Genomic DNA, 14,391 nt, shown 5'->3' on the forward strand with positions numbered 1-14,391 from the left:
CAACCCATATCCCGGTTGTGTCGCAGAGCCACTGCCAGTCCCGGACAACCGGCAGGGCACGGAACCGGGGATCAGGTTCATAAGATCCTGTGCCAGAGGATCACGTGAGGATCTCAATGGCCGCTCACGCAGAAGTGTTCATTGCCGGTGCACCGGACCGCAGGGACGCGGTCCGGACCGTGCTTGGGGGTTTCGATCTCTCTGTGCTCGCCGGCTCGAGCGTTGCAGTCAAGGCAAATTTCAACAGCGCAGACCCGTTCCCGGCGTCCACGCACCGGGACACGCTTGAGGAGATCTGCAGCGCCATCCTTGCGGAACGACCCGCCCGGCTCACCCTTGCCGAGCGGAGCGGGATGGGAAACACCCGTGACGTGCTGGACAGGTGCGGGGTGCTCGCCCTCTCCCGCGAGCTTGGGTTTACCGTAACCGTGCTCGATGAACTCGACCGTACCGGCTGGCAGGAAATAGAGGCCCCCGGCCTCCACTGGAGCCGGGGATTCTTCCTTGCATCGGCCATTGCCCGGGCCGATCACGTGGTCCAGACCTGCTGCTTAAAGACGCACCGGTATGGCGGGCACTTCACCCTCTCGCTCAAGAACGCCGTAGGCTGCGTGGCCCGGACCGTGCCGGGCGTGAACTTCGATTTCATGAACGAACTGCACACCTCTCCCCACCAGCGCCGGATGATCGCCGAGATCAGCCGGTTCTTCCAGACGGACCTGGTGGTACTCGACGCAACCGAAGGATTTGCAAGCGGCGGGCCGGACAAGGGGAAACTGATCCGGCCCGGGGTCGTGCTGGCCGGCAATGACCGGGTTGCCATCGATGCCGCAGGTGTTGCCCTCCTCCGGTCCTTTGGCACGGTGCCTGACGTGGCAGACGGGAAGATCTTCGGGCTTGAGCAGATCGCCCGGGCTGCAGAACTCGGGATCGGGGTTGCTTCGGCGGATGCCATCCGGCTCGTCCCGCTCAATGACGCGGCCGGGAAGGCAGCACTGAGGATCCAGGAGCAGCTGGACCTGGACCGTTAATTCCGGGCTGGTGGACCACGGGCCGTATTCAGGGTGCGTTCATACCTTTTTTGGATTTTCCTGCCCGGGGATGACCATTCCGACCAGAAACTTTGTAAATAAACCCATCATTCCTGTACAATCATGCACTACACCATCATTACGGAATCCCACGAGATGGGCGGTTTTACCGCACGTTGCGTGGAGATCCCGGGAGCCCGGGGGTATGGCAGCACCCAAGGTGAGGCGCTTGCCAGGATCCGGGAAGAGATTGAAGTGGTGCGGGAAGCCCAGAATGCGGAACTGCACAAGACCATTGCATCCGTCCATTCTGAGATCATCAGGATCGAAGTCGCTGACTCCGCATAACATCCCGTCCCTGGCGGGAAATAACCCTAACCCTTTTTTGTAACGGAAGCCTGACCCGGTAGACCGCCCACGTGGAGACAGTTCCAGACATTTAAGTACCTGAACAGGAAATGTTCATGCACCAAAAGGTGACCAAACGTGGAAGAAGATAATTTCCGGCTGCTCGTGGTGCTCATAGGCGCATTTCTTATCGTATCGCTCCTGATCAACGCCCTCCTGACCATGGCCCCCGCCTCCGTCACCGGACCACCGCTGAAGGTCAACGGTTACTTTGGGGCAGACGGCCGACCGGTAGATGGATATTATTCCAGCACTCCGGGGATCGTAATCATCCCTCCACAATCGCCGCAGGCTGTGTCCCTGACATCTACGTCCCTGAAGTGACACCGGTATGCCGGATCCTGAACGGTTTTCATTTTTCAGCTTAAAAAAAAAGTGCCGGTTTCAGAACCCCGCGGGGTCCACGGCATCCCACTTCACCTTCGCCTTCCGGATGAACAGCCAGGCCGGGATGGCAAGGGCCAGGGATGCAAAGGCATAGAGCGGGTTAGCATAGGCGAGACCGGTGAATACCGTCAGGACGATCCCAACGAGGACAAGGTAAACAGCAAGCACTTTCACGTCATAGACCAGCACGTTCGGTGAGAGACCGGTCAGCCAAGCCATGACTCCCACGGCATAAAACGAGACCGAGATCCCGAGCACCACGGCGGGGAGAAGATATGCACCTTCCCCGGAAAGAAGCGCTACAACCGCGATGAAGAGGGCCGGTACCAGCTGGAGAACCGCGAACGTGGTGAGCTTGCTCTCGATCAACGTGCTGACGGCAACAGGCAGGCAGGCGTACGGCCCGAAGCTGTCAAACATCGTCACCCACGTATACATCGTCGATGCGATCACCCCGGCAGTTATGGCGAATATGAAGAGCAGGCCGTGAGGCGGGAAGTACGGGCCCAGCAGGGAGAGGAAGAACCAGATCACCGCGAGGGGGAGGATGAACGAGAAGATTGTCTGGCCGACCATGCTCCCGCTCCGGTACAGGTCGAGCGTATCCTTGGCAGCGAGCGGGGGGTGTGGCAGGAACGAGAACCGCTGCATCAGGGGCGCAAAAGAATCCCTGTACGATTTCTCCGATCCAACGGATTCCGGGTTGAACAGCCAGATCGCGACAGCGAAGAGGATTGCGAGCACAACGCAGGAGAGTACGAGGTTCCCCCACGTGAACGCGCTGTTGAGCAGCAGGGGCGGGAAGAAGAGCGCCGGGTTCATGCCGGTTGCGGCAGAAAGGCCACCCACTCCAACACCGAGTGCAAGCAGGACGAGCCAGAGTGCCGGCCGCGAGCGGGCATAGACTGCCGAGAGGAAGAAGACGCCGCAGAGGCCAAAGAGGAACGAGAGTGTCAGGGTAAGGAGCAGGAGCAGGGCGCGGGCAAGAGGGACACCCGTGAAAGGAGAGGCCAGGATATACCCAAAGCCGAATGGCAGGACCCAGAGGGAGAAGTAATAGACCGTGTCCTTGACAACGAAGTTCGTGAAGATGAACTTCTCGGAGAGCGGGAGGCTCCGGGCGGAATAGGCGAGCAGGCTTGCCTGGCCGAACCGCCGGTTCATCACCTCGTTGCCAAGGAGCCCGAACCCGCCTACCATGATCCCGAGCATCAGGTAGTTTGCGTGAATGAGGAGCGTGAGGTTGCCGGCCGGGATGGTGGTATGCATCAGGGGGATGAGGAACGAGCCCATGAAAGCGATCCCGAAGATCATCACCGGGAAGAGCGCAAACGAAAGGCTGCCAAACATCGTGGAATGGACACGCCATTCCTCCTTCATCATGTTCCTGAACAGCTCAAGCATGGGGACCCTTCCGGACAAGCGAGAGGAAAAAGGACGGGAGGTGTTCCCCCCTTCCGGTCAGGTCGGCAACGGGGCCGGTATGCAGGAGTTTTCCCTTGTGGAGGATCGCAAACTCCGAACAGATCTCCTCGGCCACTTCGAGGATGTGGGTAGAGATGAAGATCGTCCGGCCTTTCTTCACGTACCCGACAAGGAACTCCTTGACCAGGTCCTGCATGATCGGGTCGAAGTTGATGAGCGGCTCATCGATCAGTGCGAGGGCCGGCTCGTGGATGAAAGCCTGCGTGAACATCAGTTTCTGCCGGGTGCCCCGGGAGAGGTCCTTGCAGAGCACGTTCTTCTTGTCCGCAAAGTCGAGGTAGTCGAACCAGAAGTCTGCCTTTTTATCGATCTCCGGGATCTTCCGGACTGCAGCAACAAACTCCAGGTACTCTATCGCCGTCAGGAAACTGGGTGGGGTCTCCTGCTCCGGGATGATCCCCACGCGGGTCCGCACCCCGACCGGGTCACTGATCACGTCCACCCCGAGCACGGTCGCCGTGCCGCCGGTCGGTTTCGTCTGGCCGGTGAGCATCTTGATCATCGTGGTCTTGCCGGAGCCGTTCGGGCCCAGCAGGCCAAAGAGCGCTCCCTCTTTCACCGAGAGGGTCACGTGGTCGACTGCCTGTACATCGCCATAGGCTTTTGATAAGTCAGTTGCTTCCATTACATTTTTCATACGGTCACTCCTTTCCCTGTTTTCTCATGGTGTCGTTCTTTGGTGTCTTTCTCCTGCATTCAAGCCCGTTCCAGACAAACTCCAGCCCCTGCCCGATGATTGCCTCACGCTCAACCGGGTCATCCGTTAAGGAGACCCGGGCAATCAGGCCGGAGAGGGACGAGGCCATCATGCAGAAGAGGAGCGGGGGATCGAAATCCCTGACAACCCCCTCGCGGATGCCCTCCCTCACGAGGTCCTGCATGAAGTGGAAATGGGACATGCCCTCCTCGTGGGCGGTCGTGGACACAAACGGGGAATAAGCAAACTGCTCCATGAACTTCATCTTTGCAGGATTCTGAATACCCCATTCGACCGCGTTAAACCAGAGGCGGCGGAGCTTGGCCTTTGTGCCCTTTTCCGTTCCGATCCCCTGGCACATAGCCTGCGCTGCCTCACTCTTGATCCGACGGTAGAGCGTATCGATGAGATCTTCCTTGGTTTTGAAATAGAAGAACAGGGTGCCGGTGCCAACTCCCGCTTCTTTTGAGATCATCGAGGTCGGGGTCCCGAAAAAGCCCCGTTCGGTAAAGAGGGTGAGCGCCGTGTTCAGGATCGCTTCCTGCTTGTCCGGGCCCGGTTCAGGCATGGGCCTTTTCTCCCATGATCGCCCGCCTGACTCTCCCGATCTTATGTGAGCACCAGAGCAGGCCCCTGAGAACCGGGACCACAACGCCCATCATGCCCTCCATCTCCTTTGATACATCCTTCATGAGGGCAGGGATGGGCAGGTGCTGGGGGCAGATCTTCGCGCACTTCCCGCACTGCCGGCAGAGCCCCGCATGCGACTTCTCACCCATGAGGCCGCCGTGGTGGCCGAGGTACTGGAACTTTATGGCCCGGTCATGGGGGAAGATCGCATGGGCATTGTAACCGGCAAAGCAGCCGGGGATGTCCACGCCGAAGGGGCAGGGCATGCAGTATCCGCAGCCCGTGCACCCGACCTTCATCAGCCGGCGGTACTCGTCCCGCACCCGGTCGATGAGCGCACGTTCATCCGGGGTGAGTGAGCCCGGCAGGGCTTCATCCGCAACCCGGAGGTTCTCGTCGATATGGACCTCGTCGTTCATCCCGGAGAGTACCACGGTCACTTCCGGATGGTCCCAAACCCAGCGCAGGCCCCATTCAGCCGGGGATCGCTTCGCCGGTGCCTCGTCCCAGATCTTCTGGATAGATGCGGGCACTCTTCCGGCAAGGTTACCTCCCCGCAGCGGCTCCATGATGATGACGGCAAGCCCTTTTGCCGCGGCATACCGCAGCCCCTCTGTTCCCGCCTGGTTCTGTTCGTCGAGGTAATTGTACTGGATCTGGCAGAACTGCCAGTCGCAGGCATCCACGATCTCCCTGAACTCCTTCACGTTCCCGTGGAACGAAAAACCTGCGTTTTTTATCCGGCCGTCTTTCTTTGCGGCATCGAGGAACTCAACAACCCCGAGGTCCCGCATTTTTTTAAAACTGGCCCCGGCAAGGCTGTGGAGGAGGTAGTAATCAATATGATCGGTCTGCAGGGTCTTCAGCTGCCCGTTCAGGATCCGGTCCATGTCCTCCCGTTCAAAGACGGACCAGTGGGGGAGCTTGGTAGCGATCCGGACCTTCTCGCGGTACCCGCCGGCAAGCGCCCTGCCCAGCACCTGCTCGCTCTTCCCGAGGTGGTAGATCGGGGCTGTATCGAAATAGTTGACACCGGCATCGATCGCGTGCCGGATCTGCCGGATCGCCCGCTCTTCATCTACGCCGCCGGTCCGGGTGGAGGGGAAGCGCATGCAGCCAAAACCGAGGATTGAGAGCTTGTCGCCGGTCTTTGGAACAGTTCGGTATAACATGGGGAAACACCACAAGAATTGACTAGTCAGTCAATTGTTGGGAGCGATGATATAAAAAAGTGCGGGCCTGGAAGAAGAGCTCACCTGAGAATTCCGATGCGGAACTCCTCACGCCGGCGACGGGTTTCCCGGATGCGATCATCGTAAAAGTCCTGGTCCCGGACCCCCCGCCGGTTCCCCGGCTTTCCTCCAAATAGGAAAAAACACCCTCCCGATCATCCGGAAGGGGCGCCCGAACAAATACTATTCCCTGGCGATGCCGGTCGCGGTGATCATGGACCGTATCGGGAAGCAGAAACGGGACAGGGTCAACAACCAGCTGGCCCTGATCGGGAAGGTGCGAAGTTTCGCCTGAGCGGATACCGTGACAAAACCTGTTCCGGGCGTGTCCACGCTCGCGAGTGGTTAGAAAATATTACGCGATGAACAGCGGTCATCAACCTGAACGCATCTTCCCTTTTACGTGAGCGTCTTAGTCCTGGATCGGACTGCTGGCTTTCGTTCAACCAGCTTTCCCTTCCCCGCCAGTTCCGGGTTCCCCTTATATCCGAACAGAATCTTCCCCATCTCAATCCAGCGCTCACGGAGCTCTTCCCGTCCCACTCCGATAAGCGAGAAGTACCGGATACCCTGGAAGAGGCTTGCCATAGCAAAAGCGATAGTACGGGGATCGGCATCCGGACTGATGATTCCCCGTCGTTGCAATTCCGCAACCCCGTGGGTAGCGTTCCGGAGTCCGAGCTCCATATTGTCAGAGAAACTCTTCGCGATCTCAGGATTCCGTGCGGCCATGGAAAGGAACTCGAAAATAAGAGCGTTCTGTTCTGCATTATTTTCCAGGAAAAAATCGAGGACGGCGATCCAGGAATCAATCGGATCGGTGGCATGGGACATCGACATTTTTACCTCGCGGATCTGCTCGGGGAGAGCTTTTACGATCTCAACGACCAGTTCATCCTTACTTCCGAAATACAAGTAGAGTGCGCCTTTACTGACGCCGACATCGGCAGCGATGTCATCCATCGTGGTGGCGTAGTATCCTTTTTTGCTCATTACTTCGCGACCTGCGGCTATGATCTTTTTCTTTGCTTCTTCCTTGTATTCCGGGACAACCTTGGGCATGGTGATTTTACTTAGAGCGGTATGCATAATAAATCTGACTGTTGGGTGAATTAAATGACTTTATAGTTAGTTTTAATAATGACTGATGAGTATTTTTATAAGAGACTTTGAACGGAAGCCGAACGAACACGCCATGCCACGATCGATCAGGGAGAATGTACGGCATTCTCCATGAGCGTCCGGGCGTACGAAAGTTTCCGGGTACACGAGATTGAAAGGACAGGAAAAAATGAAACGAGTGTTGATTGTTTTCAGTATTATCGCGTTGGCATGTTTGATCACCGTTGCGGGAGCGGCCACCAGTACCGTCTCAGTAATGACTCCCCAGGATGCCGCAGCGCTTGTCTATGTATCCGGCTATGATCTCACCCCCGGTGTTTTTTACCCGGATGAGACCGGCACCCTGACGGTACACGTTACCAATGCGGCGAATGCTTCCGTGGCTGTATCCCAGCCGGATCTTATGGATCCCCACATCGACGTAATTAACAAGGGTGCATTTGCTACCGCCACGGTAATCGGACCGGGAGCAACGGCCGATTATAATTTCGTTATACAGGCCGATGGTCCCGACGGGACATATCTCCCGCTCTTCTCCGTTTCCACAAACGCATGGGGTACCTTCGCGATCCATTCCCAGATCAAGCTGAAGATCGACTCGACCGACGTGAGAGCAAGTGTCTCGAACAAACCCACTATATTCTCTCTTGAAAAGACGGATACGGTAAATGTAAGTATCGTGAACCCGCGGCTCGGAGATATATCCGATGTCCTGATCATTGCGTCCTCCCCGGGAAGCGACATATCACCCTCAGAAGATTACGTGGAGTCCATCCCGGCCGGAACCTCGGTGAATATTCCATTCGACATAACACCTCACCAGCAGTCCGATGTCAGCTTCAATGTCAGTTTCCGCAACGGGGACAACGTTCATACAACTACAGTTGTCCTGCCCCTGAACATCGGCGAAGACAAGTCTGCGGCAATCCCACTCATCAGTAATGTCGCACTTGTCTGCAACGCCGGGACCTGCACGATGACCGGCGAAGTTGGGAACGCCGGCATCACCGACGCCCAGGGGATGGTCGTCTCTGTCGGTGCGCCGGAAAAACCGGTGGGGCCGTACCCGGACTATCAGATCGGTTCGCTGGCATCGGATGATTTTTCGAGATTTACCCTGACATTTATCTCCCCTGATCTCTCCGCAGTGCCGGTACAGGTCCGGTGGAAAGACTCGCAGGGAAACACTCAGTCATCGACAATTACGCTTGATCTTCACACGCTTGCGGAAGGATCCCCGGGTGGGATAAGCAGTTCTACCGGACAAACAACTACCGGTGGCGGTCCCGGTTCCTTCTATCCCGTCATAGCGGGTGGTATCATCGTAATTGCCGGCATCGTCCTGTACATGAAGCGGAAATGGATCACATCGAAGCTGAAGAAGCAATAAACGGGTCTGACGAATGGCACGACTTCATGATGAACCCCGGCAGCCGCAATCTGATGATGAAGATATGACAGCCACAGATGAACAAATCGACTGGATTTCTGATACAAGGAGTGAAGTCTTACCGGTAAAAACGGAGGGGAAGGCGGCCAATCTCATACAGAAGATACGCGGCAATCCCCTGTTACTCGGGGGGCTGGTCGTCCTCGTCATCCTGGCTGCCATCGGCGGGCTTCTCTACTGGAACAACCTCCAGAGCACGGTGTACGTCGAAAATTCCCAGATTACCGCGCCTGTCATCTCGATCAATCCTACGAACCCGGGTATTATCACTGATGTGTATGTTTCCGTCGGGGATCAGGTCAGGAAAGATCAGGTACTCGCAAAGGTCGGCGATCAGGTTCTTGTCGCGAAGACCAGCGGTGTGATCACGGGTGTTGAGAATGCCCCGGGCCAGCTGGTAAACCCGTCCCTGGATCCCTCGCCCGTGATTACCATGATCGACCCCCGGGAGCTCCGTGTGGTCGGGAGGGTGCAGGAAGATAAAGGCCTCAAGGATATCGCACCCGGCCAGCATGTAATGTTTACCGTCGATGCCTTCCCGTCCTCCCAGTACGAGGGGGTGGTCGAAAAGGTTGCACCATCTTCCCGGACAGGTGATATTGTCTTTTCCATCTCTGACAAACGGCAGGAGCAGGAATTTGAAGTCAGGGTCTCCTATGACGTGACTGCCTATCCTGAACTGAAGAACGGTATGTCTGCGAAGATGTGGATCTCAAAATAATTTTCCTCTCATGGCAGAAAATAACCGGAACCGGTGGCTGATTCTTCTCACGGTCATGGTGGGCACATTCCTGGGAGCTATGGACCAGACCGTGGTAAACCTTGCCGTACCGAAGATCATGCTGGATTTCAATATCCTCACTGCCGATGCGGCCTGGATAGCAACCGCGTACATCCTCGCAAACGCAGTTTTCGTGCCGGTGTGGGGCAAACTCGGCGATACTATCGGCCGGAAAAAAGTATACCTCTGGGGTTTTTCCATCTTCATTGTCGGCTCGATCCTCGCCGGCTTTGCCTGGGATCTTGGATCGATGATCATCTTCCGCATCATCCAGGCGATCGCGAGCTCTGCCGACTACCCGACCGCCATGGCGATCATCGCGGTAAATTTCAGTAATGGCAAGGAACGGGCCCAGGCACTCGGTATCTGGTCCTCGGCCTTTGCTCTCGCCATCGTATTCGGCCCGCTCATTGGCGGCCCGCTCATCGATATCTTCGGCTGGCGTTCGGTCTTCCTGATCAATCTCCCCATCGGCCTGATCGGGATCGCTATGGCCCTCACATTCATTCCGGAATCGGTAAGCAACAAGAAGAGCGTCTCCTTCGACTGGTATGGTGCTTTAACACTGGGCACTTCCCTTGCCCTCCTCGTTTTCGGCCTGGACCGTGGGTATGACTGGGGCTGGACATCACTCCCTATCGTGCTCTGCTTCGCAGGGTCCGGGCTGTTTATGTACATATTCTACCTGATCGATTCCCGGCATCCGGAACCGATCATTGATTTCAGTTTTTTCAGGATCCCCGCTTTCGTCTTTACCCTAGTCAACAACTTCCTGATCTTCATGTGCCTGATGGGAGGGATGTTCTTAATCCCCATCTTCGACCAGACTTTCCTCGGCCTGACAGCAACCGAGACCGGCCTCCAGTTCGTTCCCATGGCCTTCGCTATCATGCTCGCGGCACCTATCGGGGCAGGCCTGGTCGGGAAACTCCAGCCACGCTATGTGATCGCCATGAGCACTCTTGTGACAGGGATTGCGTTGTTCCTGTTCGTCGGCCTGGACGTCCGTTCCAGCTCACTGGACGTCATTATCCCGCTCGTTGTCATGATGTTCGGGATGGGCTTTGGCATGTCCCAGCGCACGGGCGTCATTGCCGCGGTCGTTCCCAATGATGAGATCGGCAGCGCCTCGGCGGTTCTTGCCCTGGTACGTAATGTTTCCGGTGCATTCGGGATCGCCATCTTTGCCACCCTGCTCAACATGTCCATCGAGGATAATATGCTGGCCATTTCGGCCCACTCCGTGGTGAACGTGCACACTCCTGCGGTGATGCAGCAGGCTACCACCCTTATGTACCTCGATGCACAAGTCCTTGCCTATCACACCATCTTTATCATCGGCTCTCTCGTCATGATCCTGGCGGCAGTGCTCGCGCTCCTGATCGACGTGAAGAAGACGGGGAAGGGAGAGGAGGGAAAGGAGGTTGTTCTGGAAATATGATTCCTGATATTCATGAGTAGTAAAATTCAGGACACTCTTCTGCAAGTAATGACCCCCGCCAGTTCCCCGTCTTTCCTCCAACAAGGAAAAATACGCTCCTGATCATCCGGGAGGGAATCAAGAGATATTATTTAAAGCCCAAATTGCCCGCCGTATGGGAAAAATAACCCCATAAAAACCTCATCGCAAAATCACTGCTCTATAATTCGCAAAAATATTCGCGAAAATTCGAGACCTGAAAAAACCGACCCTTCAAATAGGGCCCGTATTGACAACCGGGGCGTTTTACGGGCAGTTATTTCCAAAAGGGATTGTAAGTTACCGGATTCCCGTAAAATAGTGACTCTCCGGGGACTCCTTCAGACCCCCCAACCCCGTCTACAGTATCTCTTCCAGAATATCCCCCGCATCCCCGACAAACTTCGCGCACTTCGCATGGAACAGTTTCTTTGCCCGGGCCGCAGCAAGTGCGTTCGGATCAGAAAGATCGTGCCCGAACAGCTCGGTACAATTGACGGAATGGTTCCTGCGCCGGAACTCCCGGATGAACTGCTGTGCCACTTCGTATGTCTTCTCTTTTGCCTCAAGGTCGTCGAGTGAAGTGCGGCCGTACTTCATCCCGATCACCATCAGGGCACCCGTCACCGCCCCGCACGTGTTCCCCGTGTGACCCATGCCGCCCCCGAGGGCGCAGGAGAGGCGGAGGGCGGTCTTCTCATCGATGCCGAAGTCCGGCGCGAATGCACCGCAGACTGCCTGCGAACAGGACCAGCCTTCCAGGAACAGGCCGGCCGCGTCGTCCCCTTTGGTTGCCATACCTACCGGTTAGTCCCGGGGCACAAAAGCGTTCGCTGAGGTCGGGGCCGCTGGTGCTCCGGCTAGGCCGGCCCGTATATTTTTCTCCCTCTGCGTCCAATGCAACGGCAGGAGGAAGGGACCAGCCGGTCCCCGGTACAGGAGCATGCAGTACAGGTTTGCAGACAGGGTGGCCCGGGCACCGGAGTCTTTTCTCGGTGAACTCTTCCGGGTCTCTTCCGATCCCTCCATCATCTCCTTTGCCGGGGGACTCCCGTCTTCAGCACTGATCGATGCGCAGGGCATCGCGCAGGCGACCCGGGACGTGATGGAAGAGGAGCCCCGGGTGGCGCTCCAGTATACGACAACCGACGGGTACCTCCCACTCCGGGAATATATCGCGGAACGATACCGCAGGCGCCTCGGCCTTCCGGCATCGGCTGACGAGATCCAGATCGTGAACGGCTCCCAGCAGTGCCTCGACCTCGTAGCCAAGCTCTTCCTCAACAAGGGGGACCACGTGGGCATGGAGCGGCCCGGCTACCTCGGGGCGATCGAGGCCTTTTCGCTCTACGAGCCGGTGATCGATACCGTGCCGCTTGAAGACGACGGCCCCGATCTCTCCGCATTCAGGAATCTTGTCACCACAACGCACGTGAAGTTCTTCTACGGGATCCCAAACTCCCAGAACCCGTCAGGACGGACATACTCGCAGGAGAAACGGAAAGCGATCGCAGAGATCCTCGCGGGCACGGATACCGTCTTTTACGAGGACGATGCATTCGGCGAGCTCTTTTTCGATGCACGGCCCCGCCCACCGGTGAAGCGCTGGCTCCCGGATCAGGCCGTGATCTCGGGATCGTTCTCGAAGATCGTCGCCCCGGGGATGAGGATCGGGTGGATGTATGCCCCGCGGGAGATCCTCGCGAAGTTCAACATTGTCAAGCAGGCAGCAGACCTTCACTCAAACTTCCTCTGCCAGAAGATCCTCCACCGTTACCTCACCACTAACGATCTCGACGCCAGTATCCGGAAGATCGTTGCGGCCTATGGCCGGAAGTGCCGGCTGATGTGCGATCTCTTCGACGACCTGATACCGTACGTCTCCCATACGCACCCGGAAGGGGGCATGTTCCTGATGGCGACTCTCCCTCCCGGGCTCAGTTCGCGGAAAGTCTTCGATGAAGGGGTCAGGCAGAAAGTGGCGGTGCTGCCCGGCCTCCCGTTCTATGTAGACGGGGGAGGGGCAGATACGATACGGCTGAACTTCTCGTCCGCTTCAGAAGAGCAGATCTCTGAGGGGATGCACCGCCTCTCCCGGGTAATCGCCGGGCTAGCAGGAAGATAATACCCACCCTATAAATAGATCGGTTTTCAAGATTTACTCTTACAGGAAGAGATACTGTGAAACATACGCTTACTATTCTCCTGGCCGTACTCCTGGTCTGTGCACTGTGTGCTGTGATTGTCGCACCGGTTGTTGCAGATGGGGAGTCGCCAATCGGCGTCCTCACCACGCCGACACCGGAACCGGTCACATTCGTCACACCTGAGCCGACTACGGTCATGACTACGGTGCCTACTACAGAGCCTACGACGATCGTGACAACGATACCGCCCACGACTGCCGAGACCACGGAGACTATCACCATCCCCCCCTCGCAAGTTGGCGGAGACAAGGGCTGGATCGATACCTATTGCAATGTGGACGGGGCACAGGTGTACTTTGACGGGGCACCGGAATGCACCATCGCCGGGGGGGTCTGCAGCGTAGCAGTCGTTGTCACGGGATCACCGATCAGCACGGTTACCGTATCAAAATCCGGGTATACGACGTGGTCCGGTGCGCTCTCAAGCATGCCGGCTCCGCAGGCCCATGTAGCGGTTTACACGACCATAAACCCAATCGTGACACCGACAACCTATCCACCCGTCCAAAGCGGGACGATCTATGCCCAGTCAAGCCCGGTCGGCGCTGCGATCTACATGAACGGTAACTTCTACGGGTATTCACCCGTCACCATCCCGAACCTTGTGCCGGGGTCATACTCCATGAAGGCGTCCCTGAACGGGTACACCCCCGATACGCAGATTGTCTACGTCTACGCCGGCCAGACGGCAACCTACTACCCGGCACTGCAGCAGTCGCCGCCGGCACCACACAGTACCGGCACGGTCACGGTTACGTCGAACCCGGACCACGTACTCGTCTACGTTGACGGCTCCTACCAGGGAAAGGGCCCGCTCACGGTCACCCTCTTCCCGGGAAGCCATACCTTCCGGCTCACGCTCACGGGGTATAACGATTACACGGCAAACGTCTACGTTAATGCATATACCAACCAGAACCTGAACGCGATCATGGCCCCGGCAGTCTATGGCACGATAGCAGTGACCTCCATGCCCGGGGCAAGCGTATACATGGACAGCACCTATCAGGGAACAATACCCTCTTCAGGCACACTCACGCTCTATAATGTGGCAAATGGTAACCGCCTCATCAAAGTGAGTGCCGGAGGGTACAATGACTGGATCAACTCCGTCTATGTCCAGCCGAATGCCATCACCCCCATCAATGCAGTCCTTACCGCGGTCGGCCCGAACCCGACACCTGTCCCGGCAACCGGAGGTTTCAATATCGTATCCACACCGGCGGGTGCTGAAATCTATGTAGACAACCTGTTCCAGGGCTACACCCCGTCAATGCCAAACAACATTGCTCCCGGCCAGCACCAGATCCTGCTGAAGTATACCGGGTATGTCGACTACTTGGCAACGGCGTCCGTAACCTCCGGGCAGACGATGCCACTTGCGATCAGTATGCAGCCCGCACCATCCCCCACGCCGGCATCCGCACCATCCCCCGTAACATTCATCGGGTGCCTTGCAGTGGCAGCCGGGGTGTGCGTTGCCCACAGGAGGCGATCCTGAA

Annotated in this window: 14 protein-coding genes; 8 read left to right on the forward strand and 6 right to left on the reverse strand. The window is 57.2% G+C overall.

The features are described from left to right. The first annotated feature begins 116 nt into the window (after positions 1 to 116). The 3 genes from WBL42_RS09050 (at position 117) to WBL42_RS09060 (ending at position 1,763) form a co-directional block, all read left to right on the forward strand. A complete protein-coding gene (locus WBL42_RS09050; protein WP_424720945.1) occupies positions 117 to 1,031 on the forward strand; it encodes a DUF362 domain-containing protein in 915 nt (304 codons plus the stop codon). Between the two features lie 123 nt (positions 1,032 to 1,154). After that, on the forward strand, positions 1,155 to 1,379 hold the full coding sequence (locus tag WBL42_RS09055; protein ID WP_424028272.1) for a type II toxin-antitoxin system HicB family antitoxin: 225 nt from the start codon (positions 1,155 to 1,157) through the stop codon (positions 1,377 to 1,379). A gap of 138 nt (positions 1,380 to 1,517) precedes the next feature. Continuing rightward, on the forward strand, positions 1,518 to 1,763 hold the full coding sequence (locus WBL42_RS09060) for a hypothetical protein (RefSeq protein ID WP_424720946.1): 246 nt from the start codon (positions 1,518 to 1,520) through the stop codon (positions 1,761 to 1,763). A 60-nt stretch (positions 1,764 to 1,823) separates the two neighbouring features. Here WBL42_RS09060 and WBL42_RS09065 read toward each other — a convergent pair whose 3' ends face one another. From WBL42_RS09065 to WBL42_RS09085, 5 genes are all read right to left on the reverse strand, one after another. Beyond that, complete coding sequence (locus WBL42_RS09065) at positions 1,824 to 3,230, reverse strand: hypothetical protein (protein ID WP_424720947.1); 1,407 nt, start codon at positions 3,228 to 3,230, stop codon at positions 1,824 to 1,826. Beyond that, complete coding sequence (locus WBL42_RS09070; RefSeq protein ID WP_424720948.1) at positions 3,223 to 3,948, reverse strand: ABC transporter ATP-binding protein; 726 nt, start codon at positions 3,946 to 3,948, stop codon at positions 3,223 to 3,225. Before WBL42_RS09070 ends, WBL42_RS09065 begins: the two co-directional genes overlap by 8 nt. 4 nt (positions 3,949 to 3,952) lie before the next feature. Further along, on the reverse strand, positions 3,953 to 4,576 hold the full coding sequence (locus WBL42_RS09075; protein WP_424720949.1) for a TetR/AcrR family transcriptional regulator: 624 nt from the start codon (positions 4,574 to 4,576) through the stop codon (positions 3,953 to 3,955). Continuing rightward, positions 4,569 to 5,810, reverse strand: a complete 1,242-nt coding sequence (locus WBL42_RS09080) for an aldo/keto reductase (RefSeq protein ID WP_424720950.1) — start codon at positions 5,808 to 5,810, stop codon at positions 4,569 to 4,571. Before WBL42_RS09080 ends, WBL42_RS09075 begins: the two co-directional genes overlap by 8 nt. Positions 5,811 to 6,269: 459 nt before the next feature. Beyond that, complete coding sequence (locus tag WBL42_RS09085) at positions 6,270 to 6,932, reverse strand: TetR/AcrR family transcriptional regulator (RefSeq protein ID WP_424720951.1); 663 nt, start codon at positions 6,930 to 6,932, stop codon at positions 6,270 to 6,272. Between the two features lie 229 nt (positions 6,933 to 7,161). On the opposite strand from WBL42_RS09085, the gene WBL42_RS09090 reads away from it, so the two are divergent. From WBL42_RS09090 to WBL42_RS09100, 3 genes are all read left to right on the forward strand, one after another. After that, positions 7,162 to 8,382 carry a hypothetical protein gene (locus tag WBL42_RS09090; protein ID WP_424720952.1) on the forward strand — a complete coding sequence of 407 codons (1,221 nt, stop codon included), beginning with the start codon at positions 7,162 to 7,164 and terminating at the stop codon, positions 8,380 to 8,382. A 64-nt stretch (positions 8,383 to 8,446) separates the two neighbouring features. Beyond that, positions 8,447 to 9,163, forward strand: a complete 717-nt coding sequence (locus tag WBL42_RS09095) for an HlyD family efflux transporter periplasmic adaptor subunit (RefSeq protein WP_424720953.1) — start codon at positions 8,447 to 8,449, stop codon at positions 9,161 to 9,163. A gap of 10 nt (positions 9,164 to 9,173) precedes the next feature. Beyond that, positions 9,174 to 10,664 carry a DHA2 family efflux MFS transporter permease subunit gene (locus WBL42_RS09100; protein WP_424720954.1) on the forward strand — a complete coding sequence of 497 codons (1,491 nt, stop codon included), beginning with the start codon at positions 9,174 to 9,176 and terminating at the stop codon, positions 10,662 to 10,664. A 378-nt stretch (positions 10,665 to 11,042) separates the two neighbouring features. Here the strand turns inward: WBL42_RS09100 and WBL42_RS09105 are convergent, their stop codons facing one another. Next, complete coding sequence (locus tag WBL42_RS09105; RefSeq protein ID WP_424720955.1) at positions 11,043 to 11,480, reverse strand: C-GCAxxG-C-C family protein; 438 nt, start codon at positions 11,478 to 11,480, stop codon at positions 11,043 to 11,045. 145 nt (positions 11,481 to 11,625) lie between these two features. On the opposite strand from WBL42_RS09105, the gene WBL42_RS09110 reads away from it, so the two are divergent. After that, entirely contained in the window at positions 11,626 to 12,807 is a 1,182-nt protein-coding gene (locus tag WBL42_RS09110) for a PLP-dependent aminotransferase family protein (RefSeq protein ID WP_424720956.1), read from the forward strand. Positions 12,808 to 12,863: 56 nt separating this feature from the next. Then, positions 12,864 to 14,390: a PEGA domain-containing protein gene (locus tag WBL42_RS09115; protein ID WP_424720957.1), complete on the forward strand. Its 1,527-nt coding sequence runs from the start codon at positions 12,864 to 12,866 to the stop codon at positions 14,388 to 14,390. Position 14,391 lies beyond the last annotated feature (1 nt).

This window comes from Methanoregula sp. (assembly GCF_049686655.1).
Taxonomy (GTDB): domain Archaea; phylum Halobacteriota; class Methanomicrobia; order Methanomicrobiales; family Methanospirillaceae; genus Methanoregula.

Excerpts from the sequence above, each read along its gene's own strand:
- WBL42_RS09050 (WP_424720945.1), top strand. The coding sequence starts at position 117 with ATGGCCGCTCACGCAGAAGTGTTCATTGCCGGTGCACCGGACCGCAGG.
- WBL42_RS09055 (WP_424028272.1), top strand. The coding sequence starts at position 1,155 with ATGCACTACACCATCATTACGGAATCCCACGAGATGGGCGGTTTTACC.
- WBL42_RS09065 (WP_424720947.1), bottom strand. The coding sequence starts at position 3,230 with ATGCTTGAGCTGTTCAGGAACATGATGAAGGAGGAATGGCGTGTCCAT.
- WBL42_RS09070 (WP_424720948.1), bottom strand. The coding sequence starts at position 3,948 with ATGAAAAATGTAATGGAAGCAACTGACTTATCAAAAGCCTATGGCGAT.
- WBL42_RS09075 (WP_424720949.1), bottom strand. The coding sequence starts at position 4,576 with ATGCCTGAACCGGGCCCGGACAAGCAGGAAGCGATCCTGAACACGGCG.
- WBL42_RS09080 (WP_424720950.1), bottom strand. The coding sequence starts at position 5,810 with ATGTTATACCGAACTGTTCCAAAGACCGGCGACAAGCTCTCAATCCTC.
- WBL42_RS09085 (WP_424720951.1), bottom strand. The coding sequence starts at position 6,932 with ATGCCCAAGGTTGTCCCGGAATACAAGGAAGAAGCAAAGAAAAAGATC.
- WBL42_RS09090 (WP_424720952.1), top strand. The coding sequence starts at position 7,162 with ATGAAACGAGTGTTGATTGTTTTCAGTATTATCGCGTTGGCATGTTTG.
- WBL42_RS09095 (WP_424720953.1), top strand. The coding sequence starts at position 8,447 with ATGACAGCCACAGATGAACAAATCGACTGGATTTCTGATACAAGGAGT.
- WBL42_RS09100 (WP_424720954.1), top strand. The coding sequence starts at position 9,174 with ATGGCAGAAAATAACCGGAACCGGTGGCTGATTCTTCTCACGGTCATG.
- WBL42_RS09105 (WP_424720955.1), bottom strand. The coding sequence starts at position 11,480 with ATGGCAACCAAAGGGGACGACGCGGCCGGCCTGTTCCTGGAAGGCTGG.
- WBL42_RS09110 (WP_424720956.1), top strand. The coding sequence starts at position 11,626 with ATGCAGTACAGGTTTGCAGACAGGGTGGCCCGGGCACCGGAGTCTTTT.